The organism is Winogradskyella sp. R77965, assembly GCF_044594915.1.
In the GTDB taxonomy this organism is placed as follows: domain Bacteria; phylum Bacteroidota; class Bacteroidia; order Flavobacteriales; family Flavobacteriaceae; genus Winogradskyella.
In genome coordinates this window covers 2,595,610-2,622,538 of the sequence record NZ_CP138990.1, presented here as the reverse complement: position 1 = coordinate 2,622,538, position 26,929 = coordinate 2,595,610, and the positions used below count along the sequence as shown (strand labels likewise).

Genomic DNA, 26,929 nt, shown 5'->3' with positions numbered 1-26,929 from the left:
GTTTTATCGTTTTAAGACTTGTTTTAGTTGGTTCTTTTCCAACATAATAACTAATCCCAAAAATACAATTAACATTGCAATTCCGATAACATAATTCTCACGATATTGATAAAATGATAATGCTGATAAACCTATTGAAATGGATAAGTACAATCCAATCTTTTTAAGGTTGTATGGAATTGGATAATATTTTCGCCCAAAATAATACGATAACAGCATCATTACAGCATACGCAACAAGAGTTGCTACAGCAGAAGCTTGATAAGAATAGGTTTCAATAAAGATGAAATTAATTGCAAGCGTTACCAAAGCTCCAACAACAGAAATATATGCTCCAAACCTAGTTCTGTCAGTAATTTTATACCAAACGGAAAGATTGTGATAAATCCCTAAACAAAAATTAGCTAAAAGTATGATAGGCACAATCCACATGGCTTCCCAATACGCCTCACTTCTAATGATAAATGGTTTTAATACATCTGCGAATACAACTACTGCAAGCAAAATAATAGAACCAAAGGCCACAAAAAATTCAAGAATATTAGCGTAATTCTTCTGTGGGTTTTTAGTCTTTGCATGACTGAAAAAGTAAGGTTCTATTCCTAAACGATAAGCCGTTGCGAACAGCGTCATAAATAAAGCTAGCTTATAACATGCTGAGTACATTCCAATATCATTTTCCGCAATATCTGCTGGCAGTAATTCTTTTAGTAAAATTCTATCGAAAGTTTCATTGATTGAAAATGCGATACCAGCGATTAAAACTGGTATTGCATATTTCATCATTTGTTTCCATAAGCTAGAATCAAATTTATACTTCAGTTTAGCATAAAATGAAGCCATCAACAATAAAGTAAATGCACTGGCTACCAAGTTTGCTATGAATATGTAGCTGATCTCAAAATTGGGTTTGTATATATTTTCAAACATACCTCCTCCTTCTGCCAAATCCTTTAAAGCTAGTAAGAAAAATAGATTTAGACCAATATTAATAACAACATTAAGTATCTTAATAACAGCATATCGCATTGGTTTTTCATTTGCTCGGAGCCAAGCAAAAGGAATAATGACTAAGGCGTCTAGAAGCAATATCCAAATCACTAAGTTGATGTATTTAACATCTATATCTATAAAGCTGGCGATTTGATTTTGAAATACTAATGCCAATATGAAGAATCCTAGAGATGATACTATCAGTGAAATAGTAGATGTACTTACCACTTTATCTTTGTCTTCTTCCTTATTGAAGAATCTAAAAAATGCTGTTTCCATACCATATGCCAAAATCACATTGAACAAAACAAAATATGAAAATATAACTGATACCTTACCATATTCCGCAGGATTAGCAAGAACTGCTTCACTTGTATACAATGGTACAAGGAGGAAGCTCAACATCCTAGGCAACACAGTGGCTAAGCCATATATAAAAGTTTGTTTAAAAAGAGATTTGAATCCGCTCAATCTGGTAATATTGATTTGGCTCAAAAGTATTGAAATAATCTCAAAAGATTATTTATTCAGACATTAATCCTTTTAAGATAAAAAGTTCTTTTTTTGCTTGGTTGAAAATCAAAACTACACCTATAACTAAAACTACAACTGCAGAAACTTGAATATAGGTGTAAAACCCACTTGAAAGGCCAACCTTAAAATAGGGCATCAAGATTAAAAACCCAATGACGTACAAAACGAGGATGATAGGTGTGAAAATATAATGTGTCTTTACTCTTCTTTTGTAGTAGCCTGAAAGCTTTTCTTTGAAAGATTTAAAATCTAGATTATAATTTATGTTTTTTAAACTACTAATGCTCAAAAACTCGATTATAATTCTTACAATCAATGCCATAATCATTAGCCCTAATGCTAAGGTTGCCTTAACTTCGAGATAAGCTTTTACATAAAAGAAAAAAATAATTAAAATTGCTACGGTTGTCCCTAACACTATATTAGATATTTGTTGTTTCTTTTTTAACTCGTTAGTTTTTCTGTATACGTTTTCGAGTCCTTTACTTGTTCCTGCGATATTAGGTTGGCTTTGCCATTCTGATTGTATGTTTTCAAAATTATTCATTGCTCACACATTTAGTTAATTTGTCTTTAATTCGGTGTATCCTTACTCTTAAGGCTTCATGATTAATACCAATAATTTCTGCTATTTCCTTTTGAGGTAACCCCTCTAATTCCAGTAAGATTATGGTCTTGTTATCATCATTTAGTTTATTGATACATCTATAAAGTTGATTGAATTTTGTTTCTCTATTTTCAATATCATTATCTGTTTGGCTTTCCAAATTAGATGGTAAATTATTAGTTGTCTTCCACTTTTTATTTGTTCTTATATGGACTAAGCAGGTATTCACCGTAATTCTATAAATCCAAGTTGATATGCTTGATTCCTTTCTGAAATTTTTAAGATTATCCAAAACTTTTATAAACACATCCTGAGTTAAATCTTGTGCTTGTGACTTATCGCCATTTACATAGCCTAAACATAACCGCATGACCTTTGGATAATTTTTAGTATAAATAATCTTGAAATTCTCTTGATTCATTTCTATTCCAATTCACTTTTAATCGCTTCTAAAAGCCACTCTGGTTGGTCGTACATTATGAAATGAGCTGAATCATGGGCATACTTAATCTCATAATTCTCAAGATTCTTGTATTGATCTTTATATGTCATTTTAACCATTTCTTCTCCATAAGGTTTAGTCGCTGCCAATAACAATACAGGAATTTTAATTTTTATAATGTCCTCTCGTAGATCTAGCTTTAATAGATCGGTAAAACCATATACATAAGTTTCTCTGTCTGTATTAATAATCCAATCTTTTATTACTTGCTTCTTTTCTTCGTTTAAAACCATTCCTGATGCCATTTGAATTGCCACAGCTTCAAAATCTTCACTACTCATACTTAGCATTTGTTTATTGTATGGTGTGTCATAGGCAATCATTTCGCTATTGTAATTAGGAATCATTAAAGCACCTGTCGATGGTAGCGCATCAACAGCTATAATTTGTTTAAAGCTTTCATTATCCTCAGCAGCCAACCATAGACTCAAAGTGCCACCTAAACTATGACCAATTAAAGTAATATCCTCAAGATTTTTCTCTGAAATGTAAGTTGTTATCTCAGTTTTAATTTTTGGTAACCATGGTTTTTCAATAGCCGGTACATCCCCAAAACCTGCAAATGTAAAGACATGACATTCATTCGTTTTTGAAAGCTTATCAACTACATCGTCCCAAACCTCACCAGGACATGTAAATCCTGGAAATAGAAAAATAGGATTGCCTTTACCAGTTACTGTTACTTTAAAAGCTTTGTTTTGGGCCATTACCGAAGCGGAAATGAAAAGTGTTAAGACTAGAAGTTTGAATTTAATAGTTTTCATAATGTTATTTTTTATTTGTTTTCCTTTTAGATACAAAATGAAAAAAATGTTACATGAAAACACAAAAAAACCTAACTCATTAAAGTTAGGTTTTATATTATTTAAGATGCTGAAATAAATTCAGCATGACAAATTTTAGTTATTCAATGCTTCCGCTCAACTTTAACATTTGGCTTACGCCTAATTGTTAAGTGCTTCCGCTCAACTTTAACATTTGGCTTACGCCTAATTGTTAAGTGCTTCCGCTCCACCAACAATTTCTAGGATTTCGTTAGTAATCGCTGCTTGTCTTGCTTTGTTATATGTTAACTTAAGTTGATCTCTCAACTCTGTTGCATTATCTGTGGCTTTATGCATTGCTGTCATACGTGCACCATGCTCAGAGGCAAAAGAATCTCTAATACCTTTAAATAATTGCGTCTTTAAAGACTTAGGAATTAAAGTTTCTACTATTTCTTGCTTAGAAGGCTCAAAAATATAATCTAAGTTGGCATGTGCATCTTCCCCCTTAATTGGTACAATTGGCAGAAATTGCTCAGTCATTACAATTTGAGTTGCTGCATTTTTAAAACTATTATAAACGAGTTCCACTTTATCGTATTCTCCTTCAACAAACTTTTCCATCAACATTTCTGCTATTTCAGCAACATTATCAAAAGTCAAATCGTCGAATACTTCACTTTTGTTAGCAATAACTCTGTCTTGTTTTGCAAAAGCATCATTAGACTTCTTACCAATAGCTAAAACAGATACGCTTTTGTCAGCATAAACATCATTAATCAACACATTTGTTTGCTTTATGATGTTAGAGTTAAATGCACCACACAAACCTCTGTTAGATGTTATAGCAACTACTAAAACATTTTTAACTTCTCTTTCGGTTGAATATTTACTTCCAGAATCTGCATCTAATGTTGCGCTTAAACTCTGTAGTAATTCTGTTAACTTGTTAGAGTAAGGACGCATTGCAGTGATAGCATCTTGTGCCTTCTTTAACTTTGCAGCAGATACCATTTTCATGGCACTAGTAATCTGCATTGTAGAAGATACTGATGATATTCTGTTACGTATTTCTTTTAAGTTTGCCATCTTTTTTAGTATTAAGTAGTTAGTGAAAAGTAATTAGTACTCTGCACTAACTACTATGTACTTCTTACTAATTTCTATACTTTCCTGTAAGGTCTTTAGCTACATTTGTTAATGTATCAATTACCTCATCAGTTAATTTACCCGACTTCAATGTATCTAAGATACCTCTATGCTTAGCATTTAAAAACTCAATGAAATCTCTTTCAAATTCTTTTACTTTATTCACAGGAACATCTCTTAACAAGTTCTTAGAACCAGCATAAATAATCGCTACCTGATCTTCTACAGTAAATGGATCGTTTTGAGCTTGTTTTAAGATTTCAACGTTACGCTTACCTTTTTCAATGACATTTAAAGTAGATGCATCTAGATCCGAACCAAACTTAGCAAACGCTTCTAATTCTCGGAATTGAGCTTGATCTAGTTTTAATGTACCAGATACTTTTTTCATTGATTTAATCTGTGCGTTACCACCAACACGAGATACAGATATACCTACGTTAATTGCTGGACGTACACCAGAGTTAAATAAATCACCATCTAAGAAAATCTGACCATCTGTAATCGAAATTACGTTGGTTGGGATATATGCTGATACATCACCTGCTTGAGTTTCAATAATTGGTAAAGCGGTTAAAGAACCACCACCTTTTACTAATGGCTTAAGAGAATCTGGTAAATCATTCATCTCTTTAGCAATATTATCATCGTTAATTACTTTCGCAGAACGCTCTAATAATCTTGAGTGTAAATAAAATACATCACCAGGATACGCCTCACGTCCTGGAGGACGACGTAATAATAAAGATACCTCACGGTATGCAACCGCTTGCTTAGATAAATCATCATAAATGATTAATGCTGGTCTACCAGTATCTCTAAAATATTCTCCAATAGAAGCTCCTGTCATTGGTGCATATACTTGCATCGCTGCTGGATCTGATGCGTTAGCTGCTACAATTGTTGTATAGGCTAATGCTCCTCTTTCTTCTAATACTTTAGCAATATTTGCTACAGTAGATGCTTTTTGCCCTACAGCAACATATATACAATACACAGGCTCACCTGCATCATAAAATTCTTTTTGATTTAAGATCGTATCAATACAAACAGTTGTTTTACCTGTTTGACGGTCACCAATTACTAACTCACGTTGTCCTCTACCAACTGGAATCATAGCGTCAATAGCTTTAATACCTGTTTGTAATGGTTCTGTCACTGGTTCTCTGTAGATAACTCCTGGCGCTTTACGCTCTACTGGCATTTCGTAAGTTTCACCAGCGATTGGTCCTTTACCATCAATTGGGTTACCTAAAGTGTCTACAACACGTCCAACAATACCTTCACCTACTTTCACAGATGCGATACGTTCCGTACGTTTTACTGTAGAACCTTCTTTTACTCCTACTGAAGTACCTAAAAGTACGATACCTACGTTATCTTCTTCAAGGTTAAGTACGATACCTTCTGCACCACCTTCGAATTCTACTAATTCACCATATTGTGCGTTAGCTAATCCGTAAGCACGTACAATACCATCACCTACAGTTAATACTGTTCCTACTTCGTCTAATGAAGCACCTGCTTCAAAACCTGAAAGTTGTTGTTTTAAGATTGCTGATATCTCAGCTGGTTTTACTTCTGCCATTTTTACTAGTCTTTAGCTTTTAGCTATTAGCCTTTAGAGAGCTAACCTAAAACTATAATTAATTTAATGTAAATTCTCTTTTTAATTTGTCGAGTTTATTTGCGATACTAGCGTTGTACTGAATATCACCTACTCGTAAAATGAAACCACCTAAAATGCTTTCATCTATTATATTTTCCACTTCTGCTTCCTTACCAGTAAGTTCTTTTACTTTAGCTAATACTTTAGTTTTTAAATCTGCTGTTAAAGGCACTGCTGTAGTAACGGTCGCTACTTGAGTTCCTCGCATCTGATCGTATAACTGAGTATAACTAGCAGCTACATCATTTAAAAGCGCTAGTCTCTTATTAGAGATTAAAGTATCGATAAGATTTGCTGTAGTAACATTAGCATCTTTAAATACTGATGTTAATACTGCTTTTTTATCCGAAGATCTTACCACAGGACTTTGAAGCATCTGATTCAAATCTTCACTCTGTGCAATTGCATTAGTGATAGATTTCATATCACTATTTACAACTTCAGCAGATTTTTGATCTGTTGCTAAGCTTAAAACTGCTTTTGCATAACGTATTGCTGCTCTTGATCCTGACATTTATCTTAGTTTAAAGTTGCTTCACCTAACATGTCTTCAACCAACTTCAATTGCTTGTCTTTGTTAGATAATTCTTCACGTACTACTTTCTCAGCGATATCTAAAGATAATCCTGCAACATGACTTTTTAATTCTGCCATTGCCGCTTTCTTTTCACTTTCTATTGCTAATTGTGCTTGCTCAATCATCTTGCTTGCTTGCACTTGCGCTTCATCTTTAGCATCTGAAACAATCTTATTCTTCATGTCACGAGCATCTTTTAACATCGCTTCGCGCTCAGCACGTGCTTCTTGTAAAATACGTTCGTTATCTGCATGAAGATTCTCCATCTCTTTACGCGCCTTTTCAGCAGAAGCCAATGCATCTTTAATACCTTCTTCTCTATCACTTACAGCACCCAATATAGGTTTCCAAGCAAATTTTCTTAAGATAATAAGTAGTATTATGAAGGTAACTGCAGTCCAAAATACTAGCCCTAGTCCAGGCATTACTAATTCTGTTGAATCCATTTGTTTTTGTTTTAAATAACTTAAATTTTATTCTCTGAAGCTACAGCTCTAGTGAATGAATAAAATACTGAAGTAACCAACCGTTACTTCAGTATTCTTAATTAGCTCATTAAGCATTAGGTGCTGCTTGTAAGAAAGCGACAACTACTGCGAATAATGCTACTGCTTCAACGAAGGCTGCTAAAATTAATGCAGAAGATTGAATCTTACCGTGCATTTCTGGTTGACGTGCCATAGCTTCCATAGCTGATCCACCAATTTTACCAATTCCGATACCAGCTCCAACAGCCGCTATACCAGCGCCAATCGCTGCAATTCCAAAAATAGTCATAATATAAAATTTAAATTAATTAATGATGTTCTTCTTCTGTTGCCATCCCAAAATAAAGGGCCGACAATATTGTAAATATATATGCTTGTATTGCCGTTACAATAATTTCAATGACTGTAATAAATAATGAAAACGCTACAGACACTGGTGCTATATAAACAGACTTGAATACAAATATTAATGACATTAATGCTAAAATGATAACATGACCCGCTGTAATGTTGGCAAACAAACGAATCATTAACGAAATCGGTTTTACAAACATTCCTATAATCTCAATTGGCATTAAAAATAATTTCATGGGAACAGGTACTCCTGGCATCCAAAAGATGTGCTTCCAATAGTTTTTATTACCGCTTATCGTAGTAATGATAAATGTAAAAACAGCTAAAGTGAATGTAAATGCAATGTTACCACTTAGGTTTGCCCCATTAAGGATAGGAATTAAGCCAAAGATGTTATTAATCCATATAAAGAAAAAAATGGTTAACAAGTATGGCATATATCTTTTATACTTGTGCTCACCAATCATTGGTTTACCAATCTCGTCTCTAACAAATACTATTAATGGCTCTACAAATCCTGCAATACCAGTTGGTACTCCATCTTTAGATTTTTTATAGCTCCTTGCGGTCATTAAAAATATTAATAATAATACCGCTACTGAAACCCACATCATAAATACGTTCCTAGTAATAGAAAAATCTAGAGGTTTATGTGCATTTGTTGGATGGTGCTTTGCATCGAAAGTAACAGAAGTTGCTCCAGAATCTAGTTGATAAACTTTTTCATGATATTTAACAAACTTTCCTCCATTAGCTTCAACTATTTCATGACCTGTGTCATCATGGTGAAATTTACTTGATGAGAATACAGTCAAACCGTTGTCAGTCCACAATATAATAGGCAATGACAATGATACAGGTTTTCCTTTCCAGTCCCATAAATGAAACTCATGAGCATCCTTTATATGATGCAAGATCATCTCTTTGGGATCGAATTTTTCGTCGTCTCCTCCTTCTTTAATCTCAAAGGCAAAACCAATATTAAATACCGTTAAAAATAACGCTGAAAATATTATGCTTTTAAAGGTGCTTATTCTCATTCTTATGGGCTTAAAAATACCTTGCTTTAAATTCCGTGCAAATGTACACACATTTAATGAAACGACAAACAATAATTTCGCTATATTTTTTAATCGTCATTTGTTGGTAAAAGTCGTTGATTTATAGGACTTTTAAAATCTGTTTTTTAAGATTTCTGAAGAAATTTAGTTATAGCAAAAACCTCAAAAAATAAATACAAGAAATAAGAAATGAAAAAACTAAAAACGTCTGGTTGTTTGTTTTCAAAATTCGAAAGTATCAATGGTAATAAAAATAATATCGCCAATATCATTTTTAAAAAAGTCATCACCATAAACAAATTAAAAATATCCTTTTTACCAGATGAAAACTTATAATTAATTACAGTATAAAAAACTAAAGTAATAATTAAATGAAAGGTGTAAATCTGCCAAAGCGGAAAAAAGAACGTAATTTCTTTTGCAAAGTGGTATAACAGGTAACTATGTGCTGCAAACAATAAAACACTAACCCCTATTAATTGTAATAGAAAAGCTATCTGTCGCTTTATAAAATCTTCCATTTTAATTTATTAATCGTCTTTTGAAGTTGCAATAATACGTCTTATTACATAAACAATTGAGGCTATAACAGAACTCAAAGTTAATAATAAGGTGTATAGGTTGTGTTCGTTAGGGTATTTTTTATCCAGCTTTACACCAATGAAAGTTCCAACAGCAATTATAGTAAACATTTGTATGGCAATACCCGAAAAACGAGCATAAGAATTAAGCCTGTCTTTCTGGTCTTGTGCTGGTTTGCGCTGCGGCTTGTTGTGGTTTAGCTTGCTCATTAGATAATGCTTTAACTGTACCTTTCATACTACATGTAGCATTAAATGCCGCTCCTGGTTCTACTGCTAATTTAGTTATATGTACCTCACCTTCGATATGTGCCGTAGATTTAAGTGACAATGTACCTGATAAAATTAGTTTACCTGAAAATTTTCCTTCAAAATCAGCATTTTCGCCTTGTAGTGTTCCTTTTATAAATCCGGATTTACCTACTACGATTTTACCAGATGTTTTAACGTTACCTTCAACGGTTCCGTCGATTCTAAAAGGACCTTGACTTGCTATATCGCCTACTATTTTAGTGCCTTGTGCTATGATATTCTGAGATGTACTTGTTTCCATAGTTGTTTGTTGTTTTGGTTTTTTGTTATCTGAAGAAAACATGTTGATTTGGTTTTAATTTATTGTAGTTTTAAGTATGCATTTAAGTTTTTATGTCGTTGAATAATAGCATAGTTTGGTGATGAAATAGCAAAATACTCCTTTGTGATTTTTGGTTTTACTGGTCTTCCCCTTTTATCTTTTTCATCTGACTGAAGTATTTGTGCAAAACCACTAGCTCCGCTAATACTTTTTAAACCATGAACCACTACAAAGGTAGTGTTTTCGTCATAAACATCCTTTGAGGTTGTTAGGTCAAAATATTTAATTTTTGCAACTTCTTCATCTAAAATCTTTATGAATGCGTCAATATCTTCACCTGAATTGTTATCAAACTCATAAATCACATTAAATTTTTGAGCCTTCTCGTCTGTTACAAATTCCTTTTTTGCTAATACAGGAATCGCATCTTTAATAATGTCTTGTGCCTTTTTACCCTCTTCAGTATTAGGATAGGTTAAGGCGATATAGTCAATACCTTGCTTATAAGCTTCAAAACCAAAAAGCCTACCATTGGCTGATGCTTTGAGTATTTCGAATTTAGGTACAAAATCATCTCCTTCTAGCCGTTTTATTTGAGCTTCGGCTTCTGCAATGACCTCGGCATATTCTTCATTATTAAACTGCCTGTATAGTCTTTTATAGATTGCCTCAGGACTGTTTTCGTCTTTAGATAATTCAGATTGTGGGTTTAACAGAATTTCAGCATAGCGCGATTCTGGATAGTTTTTAATTATATCACTCTTGGCAACTTCAGCCTTTCTGTTTAATCCTAATTCTATGTAAATTCTATATAGATTATATTTTGAAGGTAAAATCAATCGGTCCTCAGGATTGTTTTCTAAAAGTTTTTCGAGCTTAGTTTTTGCTAATTGATACTCTCTAAATTTTTCCTTGTAAATAATTCCTAATTGATAATATGCAAAGTTTCTTTCTTTTGCAATACTATCGATTTCACTTTGTTTTGTTGGAAGCGTTGCTAAATACGTTTCAGGATTAAAACGCTTATCTTCTACTAAATCTTTTACTTCACCATCTGTGTTTGTGGTTGCTATACTTGCGCGTTGGTCAGAAAGTCTCCAATTATCCTGAAGCTTACGATCACCCCAAAGTTTCAAAAACTCATTTTTACCATAAGCAACTGTTGTAGGGTTATAAAAATAGAAACTACTATTACCACCATTATCATCTTTAGATTGAGGATTTCTAGCCATTCCTGGTGGATTTCCTGGACTTCTTATACTTCTTTGGTTAACATTGGCAGCTCGCGCTGACTGGTTTTGTTGCTTTTCTATAGCTTCTTCTTTCTCCTTCTGTTCTTCTAAAGATTTTTGTCTTAAGTTTTCTGCATATTCTGCATAAATAGCCAATTGCTCATCTTTTGGAAGTTTAATGATATTTAAAATACTATCGTTAGTTTGAGCAATACCTTCGTAATAAATGACATCGTCAAGATTCTCGCGCTTTCGTTTTATAACTCTAAATGGTTTTGAATTCTGAACCATTGCAGTCATGGTACTATCATAATACGCTCCAGCTGTTTTGTAAACATTTCTATCAAAATACATGTTGCCCAAAGTCTCATAATTTAAAGACTTTAAGTACTTATCTGAAGTAGTTTTTCGCAATGATTTATTGTAATATGCTTCCGCTAAACTATCAGAGGTTTCGTTGCGGTGAAATTCTGCAATGCGATAATATATTTTATCTAAAAAAGGTCTGTTTTCCCTATTTTCTTCTAATTCCGTAAGATATTCTTGAAATTCAATTAAGTTACCCTCAGTAGTGTCAAAATTATTCGATTTTTGAAGGTGCGCATTAATATAAAATGCTCTTGGAATTTGACGATGCATATCTATAATGGCGTCAAATTCAATGTTTGCACTATCTTTTTTACCAAACTCATTATACAATTGACCTCTAATAAAATGATAACGTGCTTTCTCGTTCTTTAACTTGGTGTATTCTGCGGCAATTCCCAGTTCCATTAACGCACTATCTTTATGCTTCAGATTAATGTAAGCTCGGGCTAATGCAGCTTTCGCATCTGCTAGATCTTGGTCTTTAAGCTCTTCTTCATCAAGTAAACGTTTCAGTTTTTTTAAGGCTCCTTCATTATTATCTAAACGAATACTTGCCTTTTCGCGCCAGATTTTTACTTGATTAATTTTATCGCTTGTTGGGTATTTATTCAAAATATTGTTGAAAGCCGCCAAGGCTGGTACAAAACGCTGATCGAAATAACGCGCTTTTCCTAAAAGCAAATAGGCTTCATCAATTTGAGGATTCTTCTCTTTACCGTCGATATTCATCCCATGGACCTGAATGGCCTTTATAGCTTTCTCTTCAGCTCTGTCAAAATCCGCATTTTTAGATTGTCCTGGAAGAAAGATGTCTTCCTCTAATTTCATACGCTCTACAGGCAATAATTCCCAAAAGTTTTCGGTGAATGCATCGTTAACACCTTCTTTACCTCGCTCTAAAGCCAAATTACCATTATAAAGCACATTGTATTTAGTGCCTAAAGCATGAAAATTTCTATTGATAAACTTATCTTTTTTTCGTGAACAACTCTGTGCAACGAATGCTAAACAAAAAAGAGATAATATGATTTTATAATAGATTTTCAAAAGGTGGTTCTATTTGATTAATAGATAACTAAAATGTTATGTGTTTAGTGTGCTAAGTGGTAAAAATAAACATCTTTTTGAATTTTTGAAGTTATTTCAAGGTTTTTCGAGGTAATACGATAGGTCAAAGCATAAAAAAGCTCGTGATTATTTATAATTACGAGCTTTTAAAATATGCTTAATAGATTGTTATTCTTCTTCTTGTGCAGTCATGGCACCACTTGCAAAGTGGGCCTCTAATTCTTTTAATGTTGCAGGATTAGTTTCTAAATCTTTTACCACATTTCCTTTTTCTAATACAACAATACGTTCGCAAACATCGGTAACATGCATTAAATCATGACTTGAGACCAATACAGTGACCCCTTGCTTTTCTGCTAAATCTTTTAAAATTTGTTTTAAGCGAATCTGTGTTGTTGGATCTAGATTAGCAAAAGGTTCATCAAGAATTATCACTTCAGGATTACCGATTAATGCAGCTACAATTCCTGCTTTCTTTTGGTTTCCTTTGCTTAAATCTCTGAGATATTTTTTCTTCCCTATGATTTCCCCATTGAAAAAATCTTCAAATTTAGAAGTCAATGCATCTACATCAGCTTTGTTTTGTCCGCGTAAATCACCTATGAAATAGAAATATTCTTCGGGTGTTAAATAACCGATTAAGAAACTTTCATCTATAAAAGATGATGTGAATGGCTTCCAGTCTTCACTCTCGTCTACAACAATACTGTTGCTTGTTATATTACCTGTTGAAGGCTTTATTAAATCGAGTAATAAACTGAAATAAGTCGTCTTACCAGCTCCATTATTTCCAACTAAACCAAAACTTTGGCCTTTTGGAATATTTAGCTCTTCTACATTAAGAACTGTTGTTCCGTTGTATGATTTTGAAAGGTCTTTTGTATATATCATGATATATTTTCTTACGTGTTATTAACTATCTTGACTAAAAGCGTCAATCATTTTATATTTTGAATCGAGATATCTTTTTGTTATCAGTTTCATTAATTTTTTATGAAGTACGATTCCTATTACTCCAAGAATGATCAGTACTGCTACTGCCAACTCAAAACCAATTAACCAATTAACAAGAGCAAATAGTCCCATTGGTAAAACCATCAACGGAATACCGATTAGCCACTGCACAGCTCCTGTGCCTTGATAGTTAAAAGCTGCTTTTTTATCTAAATCTATCTTTTTTCTATTGAATGAGCCTCCATAAAGAATTACATGAGAATTAACTCCGATGTTATATATGGCCGCAGCAAAATGGACAATTAAAATTTTCCAACCAAAATATACATAAGGTATTCCTAATATGAACAATATGGCTACACTCATTATCATGAGTATAAATTTAGAGCGCAAATATTGTTCATATTTAATATTTTGACTCATCAACATCTTATAGTAACCGCTATCCCAAGCTGGAATAAACTGACCGAAATTAATAAGGAAAAATCCTGTTGAAAATATGCCAATAAAAGCAAACATAAACTCTTTGTCTCTATACATGGGTTGTGGATAAAAGAACAACCCATAAAGTAATCCTATGACTAAAAGCATTGCCATAGACTTCGTCCGTTTATTTCGCCAAATTAGTTTTAAATCTAATTGCATAAATGGTGCAATATCACCAAAACGTTTAGTCCAAGATAAGTCTGCTGCTTTTACTTCGGTTACTTTAGATTTTAAAGAACTATCTAAAAATAATTTAGATTTTAGTATTTTATAATTATAACCATAGCATAATAATAAGATTGCTATCGGAATTAAAATTAAAATAGGATTATTAGCAATACTGATAAGACCATCTCCTATGAGAGACTTCATTGGTAATATGTCAAAATAGTCTAATCCAAATAACGCGCCTACTACAAGTATTATAGGGAGAAAGGATAGTTCTTTTTCTGCAGAAAAAGCCTCGATAATAAAGTTTAGAAAATTAATAATGAGAACAATAATAATCATTGTAAACATCCATGTTAAAACCATAGAAGTTCCATAACCATCTCTAATTAGCATTATGCTAAATGGAATAATTGCAAAAAGTGGTAAAAAATTAAAAAAGGATATCGCAGATTTACCTAAAACATAATTAACAACAGTTGAACGCTTAATTGGTAAGGTTAACAAAGGTTTTACACTCATTACAGGTAATTTCTGTAAAAAGAAGCGCATCATTAAATCTCCAATAATCCAGAAAAACAGAAATCCATTAGCAACTACAAATGCATCTTGCTCGGGAAAAGTTTTTTTCAAAATAAAAAGAAGTCCAAATCCTAAGCCCAAAAACATAACAACAAAATACAGTGCAAAAAACACCATCAATATATTTATGGCAATACTTTTTTGCCAATAAGAGGAACGAAAATATTGCTTCCATTCTAGGTTGGTGAAATGTTTTATCATAATGTTTTGGTTAGTTGATACGTTCAGTTAGTATTAATTTTTTAAAGTTTGTTACACAACTTATACGAATTTATACTCAGGATGCTGTTTTGCCATTTGTCTTCTCAGTTTTGGTGATACTATAAATACCGAAATATATATTATCATCCCAAATAACACACTAATTATAGAAAATACCGCTTGTAAGTATATCGGCCAACTATTTATTGACTCAAAAAAAACACCACTATATAATCCGATACTCAAGATATGAACTAAACCTCCTAATTGAAGATTTATGGAGTCAAAAAGCCATTTTTTATTTGTAAGCTGTTCGGTTTTTCGAATCTGCTTAGTCATATGAATGAAGAAAACAGTTGGTGCAACAAATAATGTTGCGAATGTAGGTATCACTATCCAGTTTTTATTCGGCATGAGTTGAAATAACTCAAAATAGATCCAAACTAAAAATAACGTTAGTATGATTTTTGGTAACTTGAAAAAATCTTTAAAGTACTTCCAAACTAATAGTCTATACTTTTTATTTAACGCCTTTGTCTTTTCTTCAATAACATCCGAGAATCCCGTAACTCCAAATTTTTTAAATTCCGCGTTTAAGGCAGATTCAAAAGTTAGATTTGAATTTTGTTCTAATTGTACTTCTATTCCATTTGCTAAATGATCTACAAGTTCAGTTTGCACGTCGTACCAATCCACATAATGTTTTTGGGTGAATTTATAGAGTTCGTTTATTTGGAATTCATCAAGTTTCATTCTCTATTAATAAGTTGGTAATACTTTTCTAAAACTTTTTCTCTATCTTTTTCTATAATTATTGCGGCAGATAATCCTAATAAAATAGAAAAAGCCCAATAAATTATTATCAATAAAGAGCTCTCTCCAAGTAAATCTTTAATAAGGAGGGAAGAATGTAAAAGAACCATAGGTAGTGACGTTACAGTAAACAATGACTGAATGGATTGTACTTTTTTAACAGCTTTATAATATATCATCTGATAAAGCAGTGGGTAAAAAACTAGTATCAATAAAATGAAATAGCAAACAAAACCGAATTCTTTTAGATTAAAAAATTGTAAAAACATGTAGCCTAAACCTATTAATCCAAAAAGTAGTAATAGAAATTTAGGCTTATAAAAGAACTTTCCAAGTTGAATCCATAATTGCTTTTGATAACCCCAATGAATAGCTTTTCGTTGTTTTTTGGCAAAATCTCTAATAAACTCAACTTTACTTATCAAGTAATCTTCAATTAAACTATAATTAGATTTCTCCTCAAATTCTGTCGCTAAATGATCTAAAAGTTCAGATCTTACATCTAAATACTTTACACCTTTCTTTTTTAGAAAATCATCTATAAATTGTACGTCTTCTTTAGTCAACTCCATTTTTTAAGCCAATTTAGGATTTACCAAAGCCTGCATAGTTCTTATATACTCTGCTAATTCTTCTAGCTTATTAACAGTTTCTTTTGTACCCATTTCTGTAAGTTTATAATATTTCCGTAAACGATTATCTACTTTAGCGACTTCAACATCCAATAGTCCTTCTGCTTCTAACTTATGCAAAGCAGGATACAATGCTCCTTCTGTAATATTAAGCTCACCTTTGGTTAACGCTTTTACTTTTTGGGTAATCTCATAACCATACATTTTATCATGCTGGTTAAGCAACTTTAAAATGATAGTATTTAAGCTTCCTTTATATAATTTTGAATTACTCATAATATTACAAATATACATAATAATCTTATGCATAATAATCTTAGGTATATGTTTTAAGAAAAATTTAGACTTACAAGGTCAATAAAACCTTGCAGGTCTGTCTTGAGATTCCTTATTTTTGTCAAAAATATTTTTAATGTCACAATTTCATTCTCTTAATATAAAATCTATAGCTAAAGTCACGAAAAAATCAGTGGCAATAACCTTTGATATTCCAGATAATCTTGAAGAACAATTCCGTTTTGAAGCAGGTCAATACATAACTTTAAAAACTGTAATTAACGAGGAGGAGATTCGCAGAGATTATTCTATCTGCGCGTCAAAAAACAGTGGAGACCTAACTGTTGCCGTAAAAGCCGTGGAAGGTGGAACATTTTCCGTTTACGCTAATTCTCAACTAGAAGCGGGAGATGCGATTGATATTTCAGCACCTAACGGTCGTTTTGTTTTTGAAGCTAACAAAGATAAAACCAGAACTATTGCCGCTTTTGCTGCTGGTAGCGGAATTACACCAATTCTTAGTATTGCTAAAACCCTGTTAGAAGACGAACCGTTTAGTAATTTTATATTAGTTTATGGTAATAAATCTTCTGAAGAAACCATGTTCTTCAAAGAACTTATAGAACTTCAGGCACAATATGGTAATCGTTTTCATGTGCATTTTATTTACAGTCAGGTAAACGAAGAAGATGCTTTATTTGGACGTATTGAAAAAAGTACAGTTAATCTTATTGTAAAGAATAAATATAAAGGTGTTACTATCGAAAACTTTTATCTCTGTGGACCGGAACAAATGATTCATACCGTTAAAGATGTATTGATAGAAAATGGGGTAAAAGAAAAAGCAATTTTATTTGAATTGTTTACAGCTCCTGTTGAAACAGAATCAGGTTCTAACTCAGAAACCTTATCTGGAAATTCAAAAATTAAAGTGCTTGTAGACGATGAGGAATTTGAATTTGAAATGTCGAAAGAGCAAACCATTCTTGAAGCGGCTTTAAAACAAGATATTGATGCACCTTATTCTTGCCAAGGTGGTATTTGTAGTAGTTGTATTGCACGATTGACTGAAGGAGAGGCAAAAATGCGCCAAAATAACATTCTTACTGATGGCGAAGTAGCTGAAGGATTAGTTTTAACTTGCCAAGCGCATCCTACTTCTGATAGTTTAGTTGTGGATTATGATGATGTGTGAAAAAGACAATAGACTTTAGGCCGCTTCGCTTTTAGAACAGAGATGCTTTACTTTTTTAGTAATGGTTTCACTTGAAACTGAAGCTGCGGCATTTTCGTAAGCTTCAGGGAATTTATTCCCATAAACCGAAGTTGGTATTAACGGGTATTGTTCTCTGTCAGCTAATAATGCATAATCACTAGGCTGATTAAATGGTGCAAAGCCAGCGAAAGGATGCGTTACTCCCCAAATTGTGATAACTTTTATACCTAACATTGCTGCAATGTGCGCATTCCCAGAATCCATGGACAGCATCACATCTAAACTTGAAATCAGATTTAATTCTTCTTCTAGCTTTAGTTTTCCCGCAATGGACGATACATTATTGAATTTTGATTCAAACCGATTTAAAACCTCAACTTCTTTTTCTCCTCCTCCGAATAAAATAATATTGTAATCTTTAGAAAGTTTGGCGATAACTTCTTCCATTTTTTCTAATGGGTACATTTTACTTTGATGCGCAGCAAAAGGTGCAATTCCGATCGTTCTTTTTTCTTTGTTTGATATAAATTTATTTAAGTTTTTACTTAATTGTTTAGGCTTAGGAAACTTTGGCTTTGATAAATCAACCGAATAGCCTAATGTTTCAAAAACATCTGCATAACGCTGATGTGTCGTTTTTAATTGCTGAACTAATTTCCCAGAAGTTAGAGCCTTTTTTTCCGCTCTACCTTTATCGAGTTGAACTACTTTTTTGCCAGCAAAAAAGAATTTTAAAATTTTACTTCGTAGTACATTGTGTAAATCTGCAACAGCATCAAAATCTAGAACTTTTAATTCTTTTGAAAGTTTATAAAGCCCTAAAACACCTTTGTGCTTCCCCTTTAAATCTGCCGAATACACTTCAACATTTTTTAAATCCGAAAAGAAGGGGTTGAAAAAAGCTCTAGTAACTACTGTTATTTTAATCTTAGGATGTTGTTCGGTTAAGGCTCTGATCACAGGTACTGTCATCGCAACGTCTCCCATGGCAGAGAACCTAATGACTAATATGTGTTTTGGTTTTGGCAACTCAACTATTTAGATGAGATTCCTGCCTTTGCAGGAATTTGTTACTTCTGTCCTCTTAAAACAGGATTAAGCTCGTCATCATTGTACATTTTCATCTGCTTATAAACTTTCATGTACTTGTCTCCATTTGAAATATCTTCTAATAAATCATCTATTGCAGTACTCAAATCCACACGTTGCTCTAATAAAACCTCTAGTTTCTTTTGGCATGCAGCTTTGTGCGCATCACTAGCATCTACTCTTACGGTTTCGATGTGCATGTGGTATATTTTCAAGGCTAAAATTGAAAGTCTATCTATTGCCCATGCAGGACTTTCAGAATTTATTTTAGCATTCGGTTTTACCTCAACGTCTTTATATTTATCTAAAAAATAACTATCAATAAACTCAACTGTATCAGTTCTATCTTGGTTAGAGGCATCAATCATTCGTTTTAGCTTTAAAGCCGCAATCGGATCGATGTTTGGGTCTCTGATAATATCCTCATAAGCCCACTGAACAGTATCGATCCAAGATTTTCTGTATAGTAAATGCGCAATTAAATCGTCATTTTTATCATACTTGTTTGTAAAAGGTTGATCTACTGTATTCAAAACCTTATAGGTCTTAATTACATCTTGAAATATAGTATTGGCTTTTTCTGAAAACATTTTGAAATCTATTTATGATATGCAAATATAGTTTGAATTATTAACTTAGCCCTTCAACTAAACACCATTCTATGCAAATTCACAACCTCGCAGAAACCCCTTCAATTTTAAACACTTTTATTTCGGAAATTAGAGATGAAGTCATTCAAAAAGATAGTATGCGTTTTAGACGAAATATAGAGCGTATTGGTGAAATTCTAGGTTACGAACTAAGTAAATCACTTCATTTCGATGCTCATCAAACTAAGACTCCTTTTGGTCTTTCTGATACTGTTTTACACAAAAGCGATGTTGTATTGTGTTCTATTCTTAGAGCTGGTGTTCCACTTCACAGCGGTTTGCTTAATTATTTTGATGCTGCTGAAAACGCTTTTATTTCAGCATATAGACAACACAAACACAATCCTGAAAGTTTCGAAATTATTGTAGAGTATTTAGCTTGTCCAAGTATAGAGGGCAAAACATTGATTCTGGCTGACCCAATGCTAGCAACAGGGCAATCTATGGTAGCAACATTTGAAGCTTTAAAGCCTTTTGGTACACCAAAAGAAATTCATTTAGTAAGTGTTATTGGTGCTCAAAAAGGTATAGACTATGTAGCTAATGCTTTTCAGCCAAATACGCATCTCTGGATTGCAGCTATAGATGATATTCTTAATGCTAAGGGTTATATTATTCCTGGTTTAGGTGATGCAGGTGATTTGGCTTTTGGCAATAAGCTACAGCAATAAAGTAATTATTGGTGTAATTATTAAAAGTGCTATAAATACTTCTTTAAACCAACGTTCAGAAATCACTTCAATATAGTTTGCCATAACTATTGAAAATGGTGCTAATAAAAATAAAAACTCACTTCCGTTTTTAACAGGCGCAATAATTGCAACTAAGATAGCCATGATTGAAGCCCATGCAATTAAGAAATATGACGGTCTTAGTTTTTTGTTTTTGTCTGGCAATGTTTTGAAATAGTATATGAGTGTCCAGATTAATGATGTAAATAAAACTGTAAGCTTTAATATGGTTGCTTTGCTGTTATAGGCGGTAAAATCTAAACTGGCATAACGCTGAAAATCAGAAGATCTAATGTAAGCATCATGAAAAATGATGTTATAAATTAAAAACAATACGACAACCGTTGCTATACCAATAAATGGAATTATAGTGTTTTTTATTTCGTTTTGCGAGTGGTAAATTAAAGCCACGATAACCAATGCGAAAAATAAAACAGACCAAAAATAAAATAACATTGCTAGAGCAATCCAAAAACCAGCATCAAATAGTTTTTTCTTAACATGTAGATTAGAGTGTAGACTAATTAAACGTCTTAAGGCAAAAAACACAAAGAGATTAGACAATAACAAATCAGAATATTTCATAGCTTCAGGAAACATGCCAAAAAGCAATCCAAAAGTCATTATAGCATAGCTATTTCTTTGGGTTAAGTTGTTTTTAGCAACTATAAAGTCTAAAAGAAAAATTAAAAATAAAGTGATTCCAAGTTTAGCCACAGTCAATAATGTGCTATTGAAATCATTAAAAAGTGAGGTGAAGTTTGTAATTACAAAAAGCAAAATGACAAAAACCACCACTATAATGAAGTTTATAGGCTTTGATTTACTGAAAATGCTTGTAATCATAAAGTGATTTCTTAAAAAGGTTCTAATAATTTGTTTATACCTCTTTTTTAGTATTTTTGTACCGTAAATTTATAAAGTTATGAAGGATTTCTTTTACGGAATACAAGATTTATTTGTTGATGGACTTTTTGCTCCTTTTGATGCGCTAAGAGCTTTAGAATTAGAAAGCTGGTTTGGTGCCAATATTATGTCATGGATTTTTATGGCTATTGGCTTGGTGGCATTTACTTATTGGATGCTTCAGCTAAAAAAATTCAACGATAATAACGAAGAGGACAAAAGCGTTACATCGCACTCTTACTTGTAATCAATTATAGGTCGAAACCTATATCCTTACGATAATACATCTTGTCAAAATGTAGATTTTCTATGCTTTGATAAGATTTTTTTATGGCTTCTTGGTACGTGTTTCCATAAGATGTAACTGCCATAACTCTTCCTCCTGACGTTACAACTTTACCATCATGTAACTTTGCACCTGCATGAAAAACAATAGAATCTGTAGCTTTTTCCATTCCCGAGATTTCCTTACCTTTTTCGTAAGCTTCAGGATAGCCTCCAGAAACTAGCATTACCGTTGTTGCTGCTCTGTCATCAATATCCATATCTATTTTAGATAATGTTTGATTTGCCATTGCTTCAAAAATATCAACCAAGTCAGTTTTTAACCTTGGTAAAACCGCTTCGGTTTCAGGGTCTCCCATTCTTACATTATATTCAATGACTTTAGGGTCGTCACCAACCTTAATTAAACCAATAAATATAAAACCAACATATGGTAGGTTATCTTTCTTTAATCCTTCAACCGTAGGTTTTACAACTTCAGTTTCTATTCTATCTAAAAACGCTTTGGTAGCGAAAGGTACTGGTGAAACCGCTCCCATTCCTCCTGTATTTAATCCTGTATCTCCTTCGCCAATTCTCTTATAGTCTTTTGCTGTTGGTAAAATTTTATAGTCTTTACCATCGGTTAAAACAAAACAACTTAATTCTATACCATCTAGAAATTCTTCAATAACTACTTTGGTGCTCGCTTCGCCAAATTTAGCATCTACAAGCATACTTTTTAATTCTGATTTCGCTTCCTTGAGATCATTAAGAATTAAAACACCTTTCCCTGCCGCTAAACCGTCTGCCTTTAATACGTATGGAGCTTGAAGTGTTTCTAAGAATTTATAACCCTCTTCAACATTGTCTCTTGTAAAACTCTCATAAGCTGCTGTCGGAATGTTATGACGCATCATAAATTCTTTAGCAAATTCCTTACTACCTTCTAATTCTGCTGCCGCTTTTTGTGGTCCAATAACAGGCACATTTTTTAACAAGTCATCTTGTAAAAAGAAATCGTGAATACCCTGTACTAAAGGATCTTCAGGACCTACAACAACCAAATCTATTTTATTATGAATAACTGCAGTTTTAATAGCCTCAAAATCGGTAACACCAATATTTAAGTTTGTGGCTATTGCTTCGGTTCCCGAGTTTCCTGGTGCAACAAATAATGCCTTACAACGGTTGCTTTGTGCTAATTTCCATGCGAAAGTATGCTCTCTTCCACCTGAGCCAAGTACTAAAATATTCATGATTATAATTTATTTAAGAACTCGTCTCAACTTTTTTTTTTACCTGCAAATCATACATTTTGCACCCTAATTTTATTATTTTTAGATTCCGTAGACTATGGCTATGCAACCAAAAAATAATTTCATTAGAGCACAAAAGCCATAATTTTCGGTCTAAAACAAAAACTCGAGACGAGTTCTGGCAAAAATAATTGGTTTTAAGCTTAAAAAACAATTAATTTACAGAAACCTTAAGGGCAAAAAGACACTTTGAGATTATTTGATTTTTCTTTAAAAATAAATGGCTTTGATATCGATAAAGCTAAATCTGTTTTATCAAAAATTCAGGCTAAAACTGATGCTGAATTTGAAGCTTATATTGAAAAACAAAAAAAAGATATTGTTTCATATCATTTAACAAATAATCCATTTTATAAAACGCTAAGTAAATCTGTAACTATTGATGAGTGGAATTCGGTCCCTGTTATTACAAAGCGCCATTTACAACAACCTGTCGAAGACAGACTTTCTGAAGGCTACAGCATAAAAAATGTTTACCTAAATAAAACGTCTGGTAGTTCTGGTGATCCTTTTATTTTTGCAAAAGATAAATGGTGCCATGCCATGACTTGGGCAGAAATTATAAATAGGTTTGCTTGGCATGGTATTGAATTTAATACTTCTAAGCAAGCGCGTTTTTATGGTATTCCACTAGACAAAAAAGGGTATTACAAAGAGCGTTTGAAAGATTATTTTAGTAATAGATTTCGGTTTTCGGTTTTCGATTTGAGTGATACTGCATTTGAAAAAGTCTTAGCAAAATTTAAAATCTCAAAATTTGAATATATTAATGGCTATACAAGCCCAATCGTTCAATTTGCAAAGTATTTGAAACAAGAAGACATTGTTTTAACTAAGGTTTGTCCAAGTCTAAAAGTTTGTGTCGTCACCTCTGAAATGCTTTTTGAAGATGATAAGGCACTAATGGAAACTTACTTTGGTGTACCCATAGTTAATGAATATGGAGCTTCAGAATTAGATCTAATAGCATTTCAGAATACCAAAGGTGAATGGCAAGTTAACAGTGAAACATTATATGTCGAAGTCCTAGATGAACAAAATAATGTTTTGCCAAATGGAGAAGAAGGCAGAATTGTAATTACATCTTTATATAACAAAGCGCATCCTTTTATTCGCTATGATATTGGCGATATTGGCTCTTTGTCCGAAGATGGTACAACCAGAAAACCCCTTTTAAAAAAGTTAACAGGAAGAACTAATGATATTGCGATTTTGCCTAGTGGTAAAAAAGCCGCTGGACTTACATTTTATTACATTACCAAAAGTGTTATTGAGAATGATGGTAATGTGTCAGAGTTTATTGTTGAACAATCTCATTTAGATACATTTAATATGAGTTATGTATGTAAAACCGAGCTTTCTGAAGCTAAAAAGGCTACTATTAAAGCTGAAGTCATTCGATATCTCGAACCTAATATAAATGTTAATTTTAATCGTGTGGAAAAACTTAAACGCTCAAAATCTGGTAAGTTAAAACAATTCACCTCGCACATAAACTAAGCTATTAGTGAAAAAACTTATGATAATAACGAGTTATTTTCCACCAGAGATTGGCGCCGCTTCTAATCGCATCCATCATTTGGCACAAGGCTTAAAAGATGATTATAATATTAGTTTGGTGACCCCTTTACCAAATTACCCAACCGGAAAGATTTTTAAAGATTATAAGGGAAAGTTTAGTCGTAAAACTGAAGAAAATGGCGTTAAAATTCACCGTTTATGGTTGTATGCTTCGGTTTCTAAAAATAAGTTTCTTCGGCTATTTGCCATGCTTTCTTATAGCTTTAGTTTGATTTGGTTTTTTATATGGAATAAAATTCCGGATAAAGTTATCGTTCAGTCTCCACCACTTTTGGTGTCGTTTACTTGTATGTTCTTCTTAAGATCAAAAAAAAGAAAGCTGATACTAAATGTAAGCGATTTATGGCCAAGTGCAGGACTTGAATTGGGTGCTTTAAAGGAAAATTTTACTTATAAAATTCTTAAAAAACTTGAAGCTTTTAATTATAAAAAAGCAGATCTTGTTTTGGGACAAAGTAATGAGATACTCACGCATGTTAAAAACATTTCAACAAAACCTGAGCTATTTCTATATAGAAATTTTCCTGAAATTGAAACTCAAAAACTTCCTGAAATAAAATCGCGAAATGGTAAAATAAAAATGGTCTATGCTGGTCTACTAGGAGTCGCTCAAGGTATTCATAGACTTTGTAATGAATTAGATTATGAATCGATGGAATTTCATATTTATGGCTCCGGTGCTGAAGAAGAAGCAATTAAAAAGTTGATTGCATCTCAGGATAAGGCGCCGATTTATTTCCATAGTAAAGTCACTAGAGATGAATTACATAAAGTCCTCTTGGATTATGATCTTACTATCATACCCTTGTTAAATAGAATTTATGGTTCTGTACCTTCCAAAATATTTGAATATGCTAAATTAGGTTTGCCAATGGTTTATTTTGGTGGTGGAGAAGGGGAAAGTATTATTGAGGAAAATAAATTAGGCTGGGTTGCAAAAGAAGGTGATTATGACCATTTGAATAAGGTCTTAAAAACAATAACACCTGAGCTTTTAAATACGGATTTAAAGATAGCTATCCAAAATACAGCTAATATTCAATTTGATTTCAAAAAACAGTTAAAAGAACTCAAAAAAATTCTTTAGTAAGCTTTGTCGTCACCTTTTACTGCATTAATGAAAGTTTGAAAAATAATTTTAATGTCTAAAAGTAAGGACCAATTTTCTATGTAGAAGATGTCGTATTTTACTCTATTTATGATGTCTTTATCCCTTTTAATTTCACCTCTATAACCTTTGATCTGTGCCAAACCAGTAATTCCTGGCTTAACATTATGCCTAAAAATGAAGTTATACTTATTGATTTTCTTAGAATAGTCCTCTGTATATGATAACATATGTGGCCTTGGCCCGACCACAGACATATCTCCCTTTAATACATTAATAAACTGTGGTAATTCATCAATACTTTTTCTTCTAATAAATTTCCCTATTCTGGTGAGACGTTTGTCATTTTGCTTAACATATGTTCCTTTAGATTCTTTTGTTATGTTAAGGGATCTATATTTATAACAATAAAATTCCTTATAGTTAATACCCGTTCTTTTATGCTTATAGTACAATGGTCCTTTAGATTCTAGCTTAATTAAAATAAATAAAATAATTGAAAGCCATGATAAGACAAACACCATTATCAATAATGAAAACACAATGTCGAAACCTCTTTTAAAAACTTTGTTTATCTCATTATTCAATGCAACTTCTTGAATTGATAATACTGGAATATAATTATAGTAATCTGTTTTAAATCGTTTAGTTAATAGTTTATTAGTGTTGGGTATAAATTTGATATTACAGTGGTTTAAATTAGCATATCTAACATATTGATTAATCTCTTTTTCGCTAAGATCTTGTATTGAACAGTATATCTCATCTACATTGTCGTCATTACGTTCTAAATAAGCAAAGCTATCTTCTATAGAACCTGAACTGTTTTTGTCTTCTGAATTGCTAAATATTGCTTTTATATTGTATCCCAGTTCCTTTCTTTTTCTGAAAATCTTTTTCAGTTCATTTGCACTTTCACCACTTCCTATTACAATAATATTCCTGAGATTTCCTTTGAGATAAACTCTAATAGATTTTAAAATATAATAGCTTAATAACTTAATAAAACCAATTGCTAAAAAACAGTAAATTAAGTAACGAAATGTTTCTTTAGCTTCAACATTAATACTTCTAAAAACACCTTCAAAAGCATAAGTTAAAACCCCATAAACAAAGAATTGCTTAATAATAAGAGAAAATATGTTTAGTAGTGATGTGTATCTGTAAACCTTATAGAAATTGATAAAATATGTTGATAAAAGCCAAACAACTATAGAATAGATAAGGTATAGAAGATTTTTATTATTAAGAAAATCTATTGAGAAAAAGTATAGATTTTGGTTATTAAAATGTAATAAATTATAAGCAAAAATATTTATTATGAGCAGATCAAATATTATTAATAAAGGTCTTAAAATCCACGAATATCTTCCACGTTTATATTCCATATGAAATTGATAATTTATTCATTTAAGAAGAATTCGTTTTTAC

Annotated in this window: 29 protein-coding genes; 6 read left to right on the top strand and 23 right to left on the bottom strand. The window is 32.4% G+C overall.

Features of this window, described 5'->3' with window-relative positions:
- Positions 1 to 3: 3 nt before the first annotated feature.
- The 10 genes from SJY34_RS11735 to atpB all read right to left on the bottom strand — a co-directional run bounded on the left by SJY34_RS11735 (position 4) and on the right by atpB (position 8,677).
- A complete protein-coding gene (locus SJY34_RS11735) occupies positions 4 to 1,464 on the bottom strand; it encodes an oligosaccharide flippase family protein (RefSeq protein WP_400075866.1) in 1,461 nt (486 codons plus the stop codon).
- Positions 1,465 to 1,516: 52 nt separating this feature from the next.
- The gene (locus SJY34_RS11730) at positions 1,517 to 2,074 is read right to left on the bottom strand and encodes a hypothetical protein (protein WP_400075864.1); all 558 of its coding nucleotides are present in this window, start codon (positions 2,072 to 2,074) and stop codon (positions 1,517 to 1,519) included.
- A complete protein-coding gene (locus tag SJY34_RS11725; RefSeq protein ID WP_400075862.1) occupies positions 2,067 to 2,504 on the bottom strand; it encodes an RNA polymerase sigma factor in 438 nt (145 codons plus the stop codon). The genes SJY34_RS11730 and SJY34_RS11725 overlap by 8 nt, the downstream gene beginning before the upstream one ends.
- Positions 2,505 to 2,557: 53 nt before the next feature.
- Positions 2,558 to 3,400 (bottom strand): alpha/beta fold hydrolase, encoded by an 843-nt coding sequence (locus SJY34_RS11720; RefSeq protein ID WP_400075860.1) that lies wholly within the window; start codon positions 3,398 to 3,400, stop codon positions 2,558 to 2,560.
- Between the two features lie 225 nt (positions 3,401 to 3,625).
- Positions 3,626 to 4,489 (bottom strand): ATP synthase F1 subunit gamma, encoded by an 864-nt coding sequence (atpG, locus tag SJY34_RS11715; protein WP_400075858.1) that lies wholly within the window; start codon positions 4,487 to 4,489, stop codon positions 3,626 to 3,628.
- A 67-nt stretch (positions 4,490 to 4,556) separates the two neighbouring features.
- The gene (atpA, locus tag SJY34_RS11710; RefSeq protein ID WP_400075857.1) at positions 4,557 to 6,137 is read right to left on the bottom strand and encodes a F0F1 ATP synthase subunit alpha; all 1,581 of its coding nucleotides are present in this window, start codon (positions 6,135 to 6,137) and stop codon (positions 4,557 to 4,559) included.
- Positions 6,138 to 6,195: 58 nt separating this feature from the next.
- The gene (atpH, locus tag SJY34_RS11705; RefSeq protein WP_400075855.1) at positions 6,196 to 6,732 is read right to left on the bottom strand and encodes an ATP synthase F1 subunit delta; all 537 of its coding nucleotides are present in this window, start codon (positions 6,730 to 6,732) and stop codon (positions 6,196 to 6,198) included.
- Positions 6,733 to 6,737: 5 nt separating this feature from the next.
- On the bottom strand, positions 6,738 to 7,241 hold the full coding sequence (locus SJY34_RS11700; RefSeq protein ID WP_400075853.1) for a F0F1 ATP synthase subunit B: 504 nt from the start codon (positions 7,239 to 7,241) through the stop codon (positions 6,738 to 6,740).
- Positions 7,242 to 7,350: 109 nt separating this feature from the next.
- A complete protein-coding gene (atpE, locus tag SJY34_RS11695; RefSeq protein ID WP_400075851.1) occupies positions 7,351 to 7,572 on the bottom strand; it encodes an ATP synthase F0 subunit C in 222 nt (73 codons plus the stop codon).
- 19 nt (positions 7,573 to 7,591) lie between these two features.
- Entirely contained in the window at positions 7,592 to 8,677 is a 1,086-nt protein-coding gene (atpB, locus tag SJY34_RS11690) for a F0F1 ATP synthase subunit A (RefSeq protein WP_400075849.1), read from the bottom strand.
- A 210-nt stretch (positions 8,678 to 8,887) separates the two neighbouring features.
- Between atpB and SJY34_RS11685 the strand changes: the two genes are divergently transcribed.
- Positions 8,888 to 9,034, top strand: a complete 147-nt coding sequence (locus SJY34_RS11685; protein WP_400075847.1) for a hypothetical protein — start codon at positions 8,888 to 8,890, stop codon at positions 9,032 to 9,034.
- A gap of 194 nt (positions 9,035 to 9,228) precedes the next feature.
- Here the strand turns inward: SJY34_RS11685 and SJY34_RS11680 are convergent, their stop codons facing one another.
- The 8 genes from SJY34_RS11680 to SJY34_RS11645 form a co-directional block, all read right to left on the bottom strand.
- Positions 9,229 to 9,489 (bottom strand): AtpZ/AtpI family protein, encoded by a 261-nt coding sequence (locus SJY34_RS11680; RefSeq protein WP_400075845.1) that lies wholly within the window; start codon positions 9,487 to 9,489, stop codon positions 9,229 to 9,231.
- Positions 9,425 to 9,874 (bottom strand): polymer-forming cytoskeletal protein, encoded by a 450-nt coding sequence (locus SJY34_RS11675; protein WP_299121171.1) that lies wholly within the window; start codon positions 9,872 to 9,874, stop codon positions 9,425 to 9,427. The genes SJY34_RS11680 and SJY34_RS11675 overlap by 65 nt, the downstream gene beginning before the upstream one ends.
- A 17-nt stretch (positions 9,875 to 9,891) precedes the next feature.
- Positions 9,892 to 12,501 carry a tol-pal system YbgF family protein gene (locus tag SJY34_RS11670; protein ID WP_400075843.1) on the bottom strand — a complete coding sequence of 870 codons (2,610 nt, stop codon included), beginning with the start codon at positions 12,499 to 12,501 and terminating at the stop codon, positions 9,892 to 9,894.
- A 189-nt stretch (positions 12,502 to 12,690) separates the two neighbouring features.
- The gene (locus SJY34_RS11665; protein ID WP_400075841.1) at positions 12,691 to 13,413 is read right to left on the bottom strand and encodes an ABC transporter ATP-binding protein; all 723 of its coding nucleotides are present in this window, start codon (positions 13,411 to 13,413) and stop codon (positions 12,691 to 12,693) included.
- Positions 13,414 to 13,434: 21 nt separating this feature from the next.
- The gene (locus tag SJY34_RS11660) at positions 13,435 to 14,913 is read right to left on the bottom strand and encodes a DUF5687 family protein (RefSeq protein WP_400075839.1); all 1,479 of its coding nucleotides are present in this window, start codon (positions 14,911 to 14,913) and stop codon (positions 13,435 to 13,437) included.
- Positions 14,914 to 14,973: 60 nt separating this feature from the next.
- A complete protein-coding gene (locus SJY34_RS11655) occupies positions 14,974 to 15,666 on the bottom strand; it encodes a hypothetical protein (RefSeq protein WP_400075837.1) in 693 nt (230 codons plus the stop codon).
- A complete protein-coding gene (locus SJY34_RS11650) occupies positions 15,663 to 16,298 on the bottom strand; it encodes a hypothetical protein (RefSeq protein ID WP_400075835.1) in 636 nt (211 codons plus the stop codon). The genes SJY34_RS11655 and SJY34_RS11650 overlap by 4 nt, the downstream gene beginning before the upstream one ends.
- Before the next feature lie 3 nt (positions 16,299 to 16,301).
- A complete protein-coding gene (locus SJY34_RS11645; protein ID WP_400075833.1) occupies positions 16,302 to 16,634 on the bottom strand; it encodes a PadR family transcriptional regulator in 333 nt (110 codons plus the stop codon).
- 136 nt (positions 16,635 to 16,770) lie between these two features.
- Here SJY34_RS11645 and SJY34_RS11640 point away from each other — a divergent pair, with 136 nt between their 5' ends.
- The gene (locus tag SJY34_RS11640) at positions 16,771 to 17,829 is read left to right on the top strand and encodes a 2Fe-2S iron-sulfur cluster-binding protein (protein WP_400075832.1); all 1,059 of its coding nucleotides are present in this window, start codon (positions 16,771 to 16,773) and stop codon (positions 17,827 to 17,829) included.
- Between the two features lie 15 nt (positions 17,830 to 17,844).
- Here the strand turns inward: SJY34_RS11640 and SJY34_RS11635 are convergent, their stop codons facing one another.
- Both SJY34_RS11635 and SJY34_RS11630 read right to left on the bottom strand, forming a co-directional pair.
- Positions 17,845 to 18,837: a glycosyltransferase family 9 protein gene (locus SJY34_RS11635; protein WP_400081373.1), complete on the bottom strand. Its 993-nt coding sequence runs from the start codon at positions 18,835 to 18,837 to the stop codon at positions 17,845 to 17,847.
- An 83-nt stretch (positions 18,838 to 18,920) separates the two neighbouring features.
- Positions 18,921 to 19,529, bottom strand: a complete 609-nt coding sequence (locus SJY34_RS11630) for a DUF4254 domain-containing protein (protein WP_400075830.1) — start codon at positions 19,527 to 19,529, stop codon at positions 18,921 to 18,923.
- A gap of 71 nt (positions 19,530 to 19,600) precedes the next feature.
- Here SJY34_RS11630 and upp point away from each other — a divergent pair, with 71 nt between their 5' ends.
- Complete coding sequence (upp, locus tag SJY34_RS11625; RefSeq protein ID WP_400075828.1) at positions 19,601 to 20,260, top strand: uracil phosphoribosyltransferase; 660 nt, start codon at positions 19,601 to 19,603, stop codon at positions 20,258 to 20,260.
- Here the strand turns inward: upp and SJY34_RS11620 are convergent.
- A complete protein-coding gene (locus tag SJY34_RS11620) occupies positions 20,249 to 21,166 on the bottom strand; it encodes a DUF6427 family protein (protein ID WP_400075826.1) in 918 nt (305 codons plus the stop codon). The genes upp and SJY34_RS11620 overlap by 12 nt on opposite strands.
- A 79-nt stretch (positions 21,167 to 21,245) precedes the next feature.
- Here SJY34_RS11620 and SJY34_RS11615 point away from each other — a divergent pair, with 79 nt between their 5' ends.
- Positions 21,246 to 21,473 carry a DUF6341 family protein gene (locus tag SJY34_RS11615; RefSeq protein ID WP_400075824.1) on the top strand — a complete coding sequence of 76 codons (228 nt, stop codon included), beginning with the start codon at positions 21,246 to 21,248 and terminating at the stop codon, positions 21,471 to 21,473.
- A 4-nt stretch (positions 21,474 to 21,477) separates the two neighbouring features.
- On the opposite strand, the gene purD is transcribed toward SJY34_RS11615, so the two are convergent.
- The gene (purD, locus tag SJY34_RS11610; protein WP_400075822.1) at positions 21,478 to 22,749 is read right to left on the bottom strand and encodes a phosphoribosylamine--glycine ligase; all 1,272 of its coding nucleotides are present in this window, start codon (positions 22,747 to 22,749) and stop codon (positions 21,478 to 21,480) included.
- Positions 22,750 to 22,998: 249 nt separating this feature from the next.
- On the opposite strand from purD, the gene SJY34_RS11605 reads away from it, so the two are divergent.
- Together SJY34_RS11605 and SJY34_RS11600 are read left to right on the top strand one after the other, a co-directional pair.
- Positions 22,999 to 24,309 carry a phenylacetate--CoA ligase family protein gene (locus SJY34_RS11605; protein WP_400075820.1) on the top strand — a complete coding sequence of 437 codons (1,311 nt, stop codon included), beginning with the start codon at positions 22,999 to 23,001 and terminating at the stop codon, positions 24,307 to 24,309.
- A 7-nt stretch (positions 24,310 to 24,316) separates the two neighbouring features.
- Positions 24,317 to 25,477 carry a glycosyltransferase family 4 protein gene (locus SJY34_RS11600; protein ID WP_400075818.1) on the top strand — a complete coding sequence of 387 codons (1,161 nt, stop codon included), beginning with the start codon at positions 24,317 to 24,319 and terminating at the stop codon, positions 25,475 to 25,477.
- Here SJY34_RS11600 and SJY34_RS11595 read toward each other — a convergent pair.
- Positions 25,474 to 26,886: an exopolysaccharide biosynthesis polyprenyl glycosylphosphotransferase gene (locus SJY34_RS11595; protein ID WP_400075816.1), complete on the bottom strand. Its 1,413-nt coding sequence runs from the start codon at positions 26,884 to 26,886 to the stop codon at positions 25,474 to 25,476. The genes SJY34_RS11600 and SJY34_RS11595 overlap by 4 nt on opposite strands.
- Positions 26,887 to 26,929 lie beyond the last annotated feature (43 nt).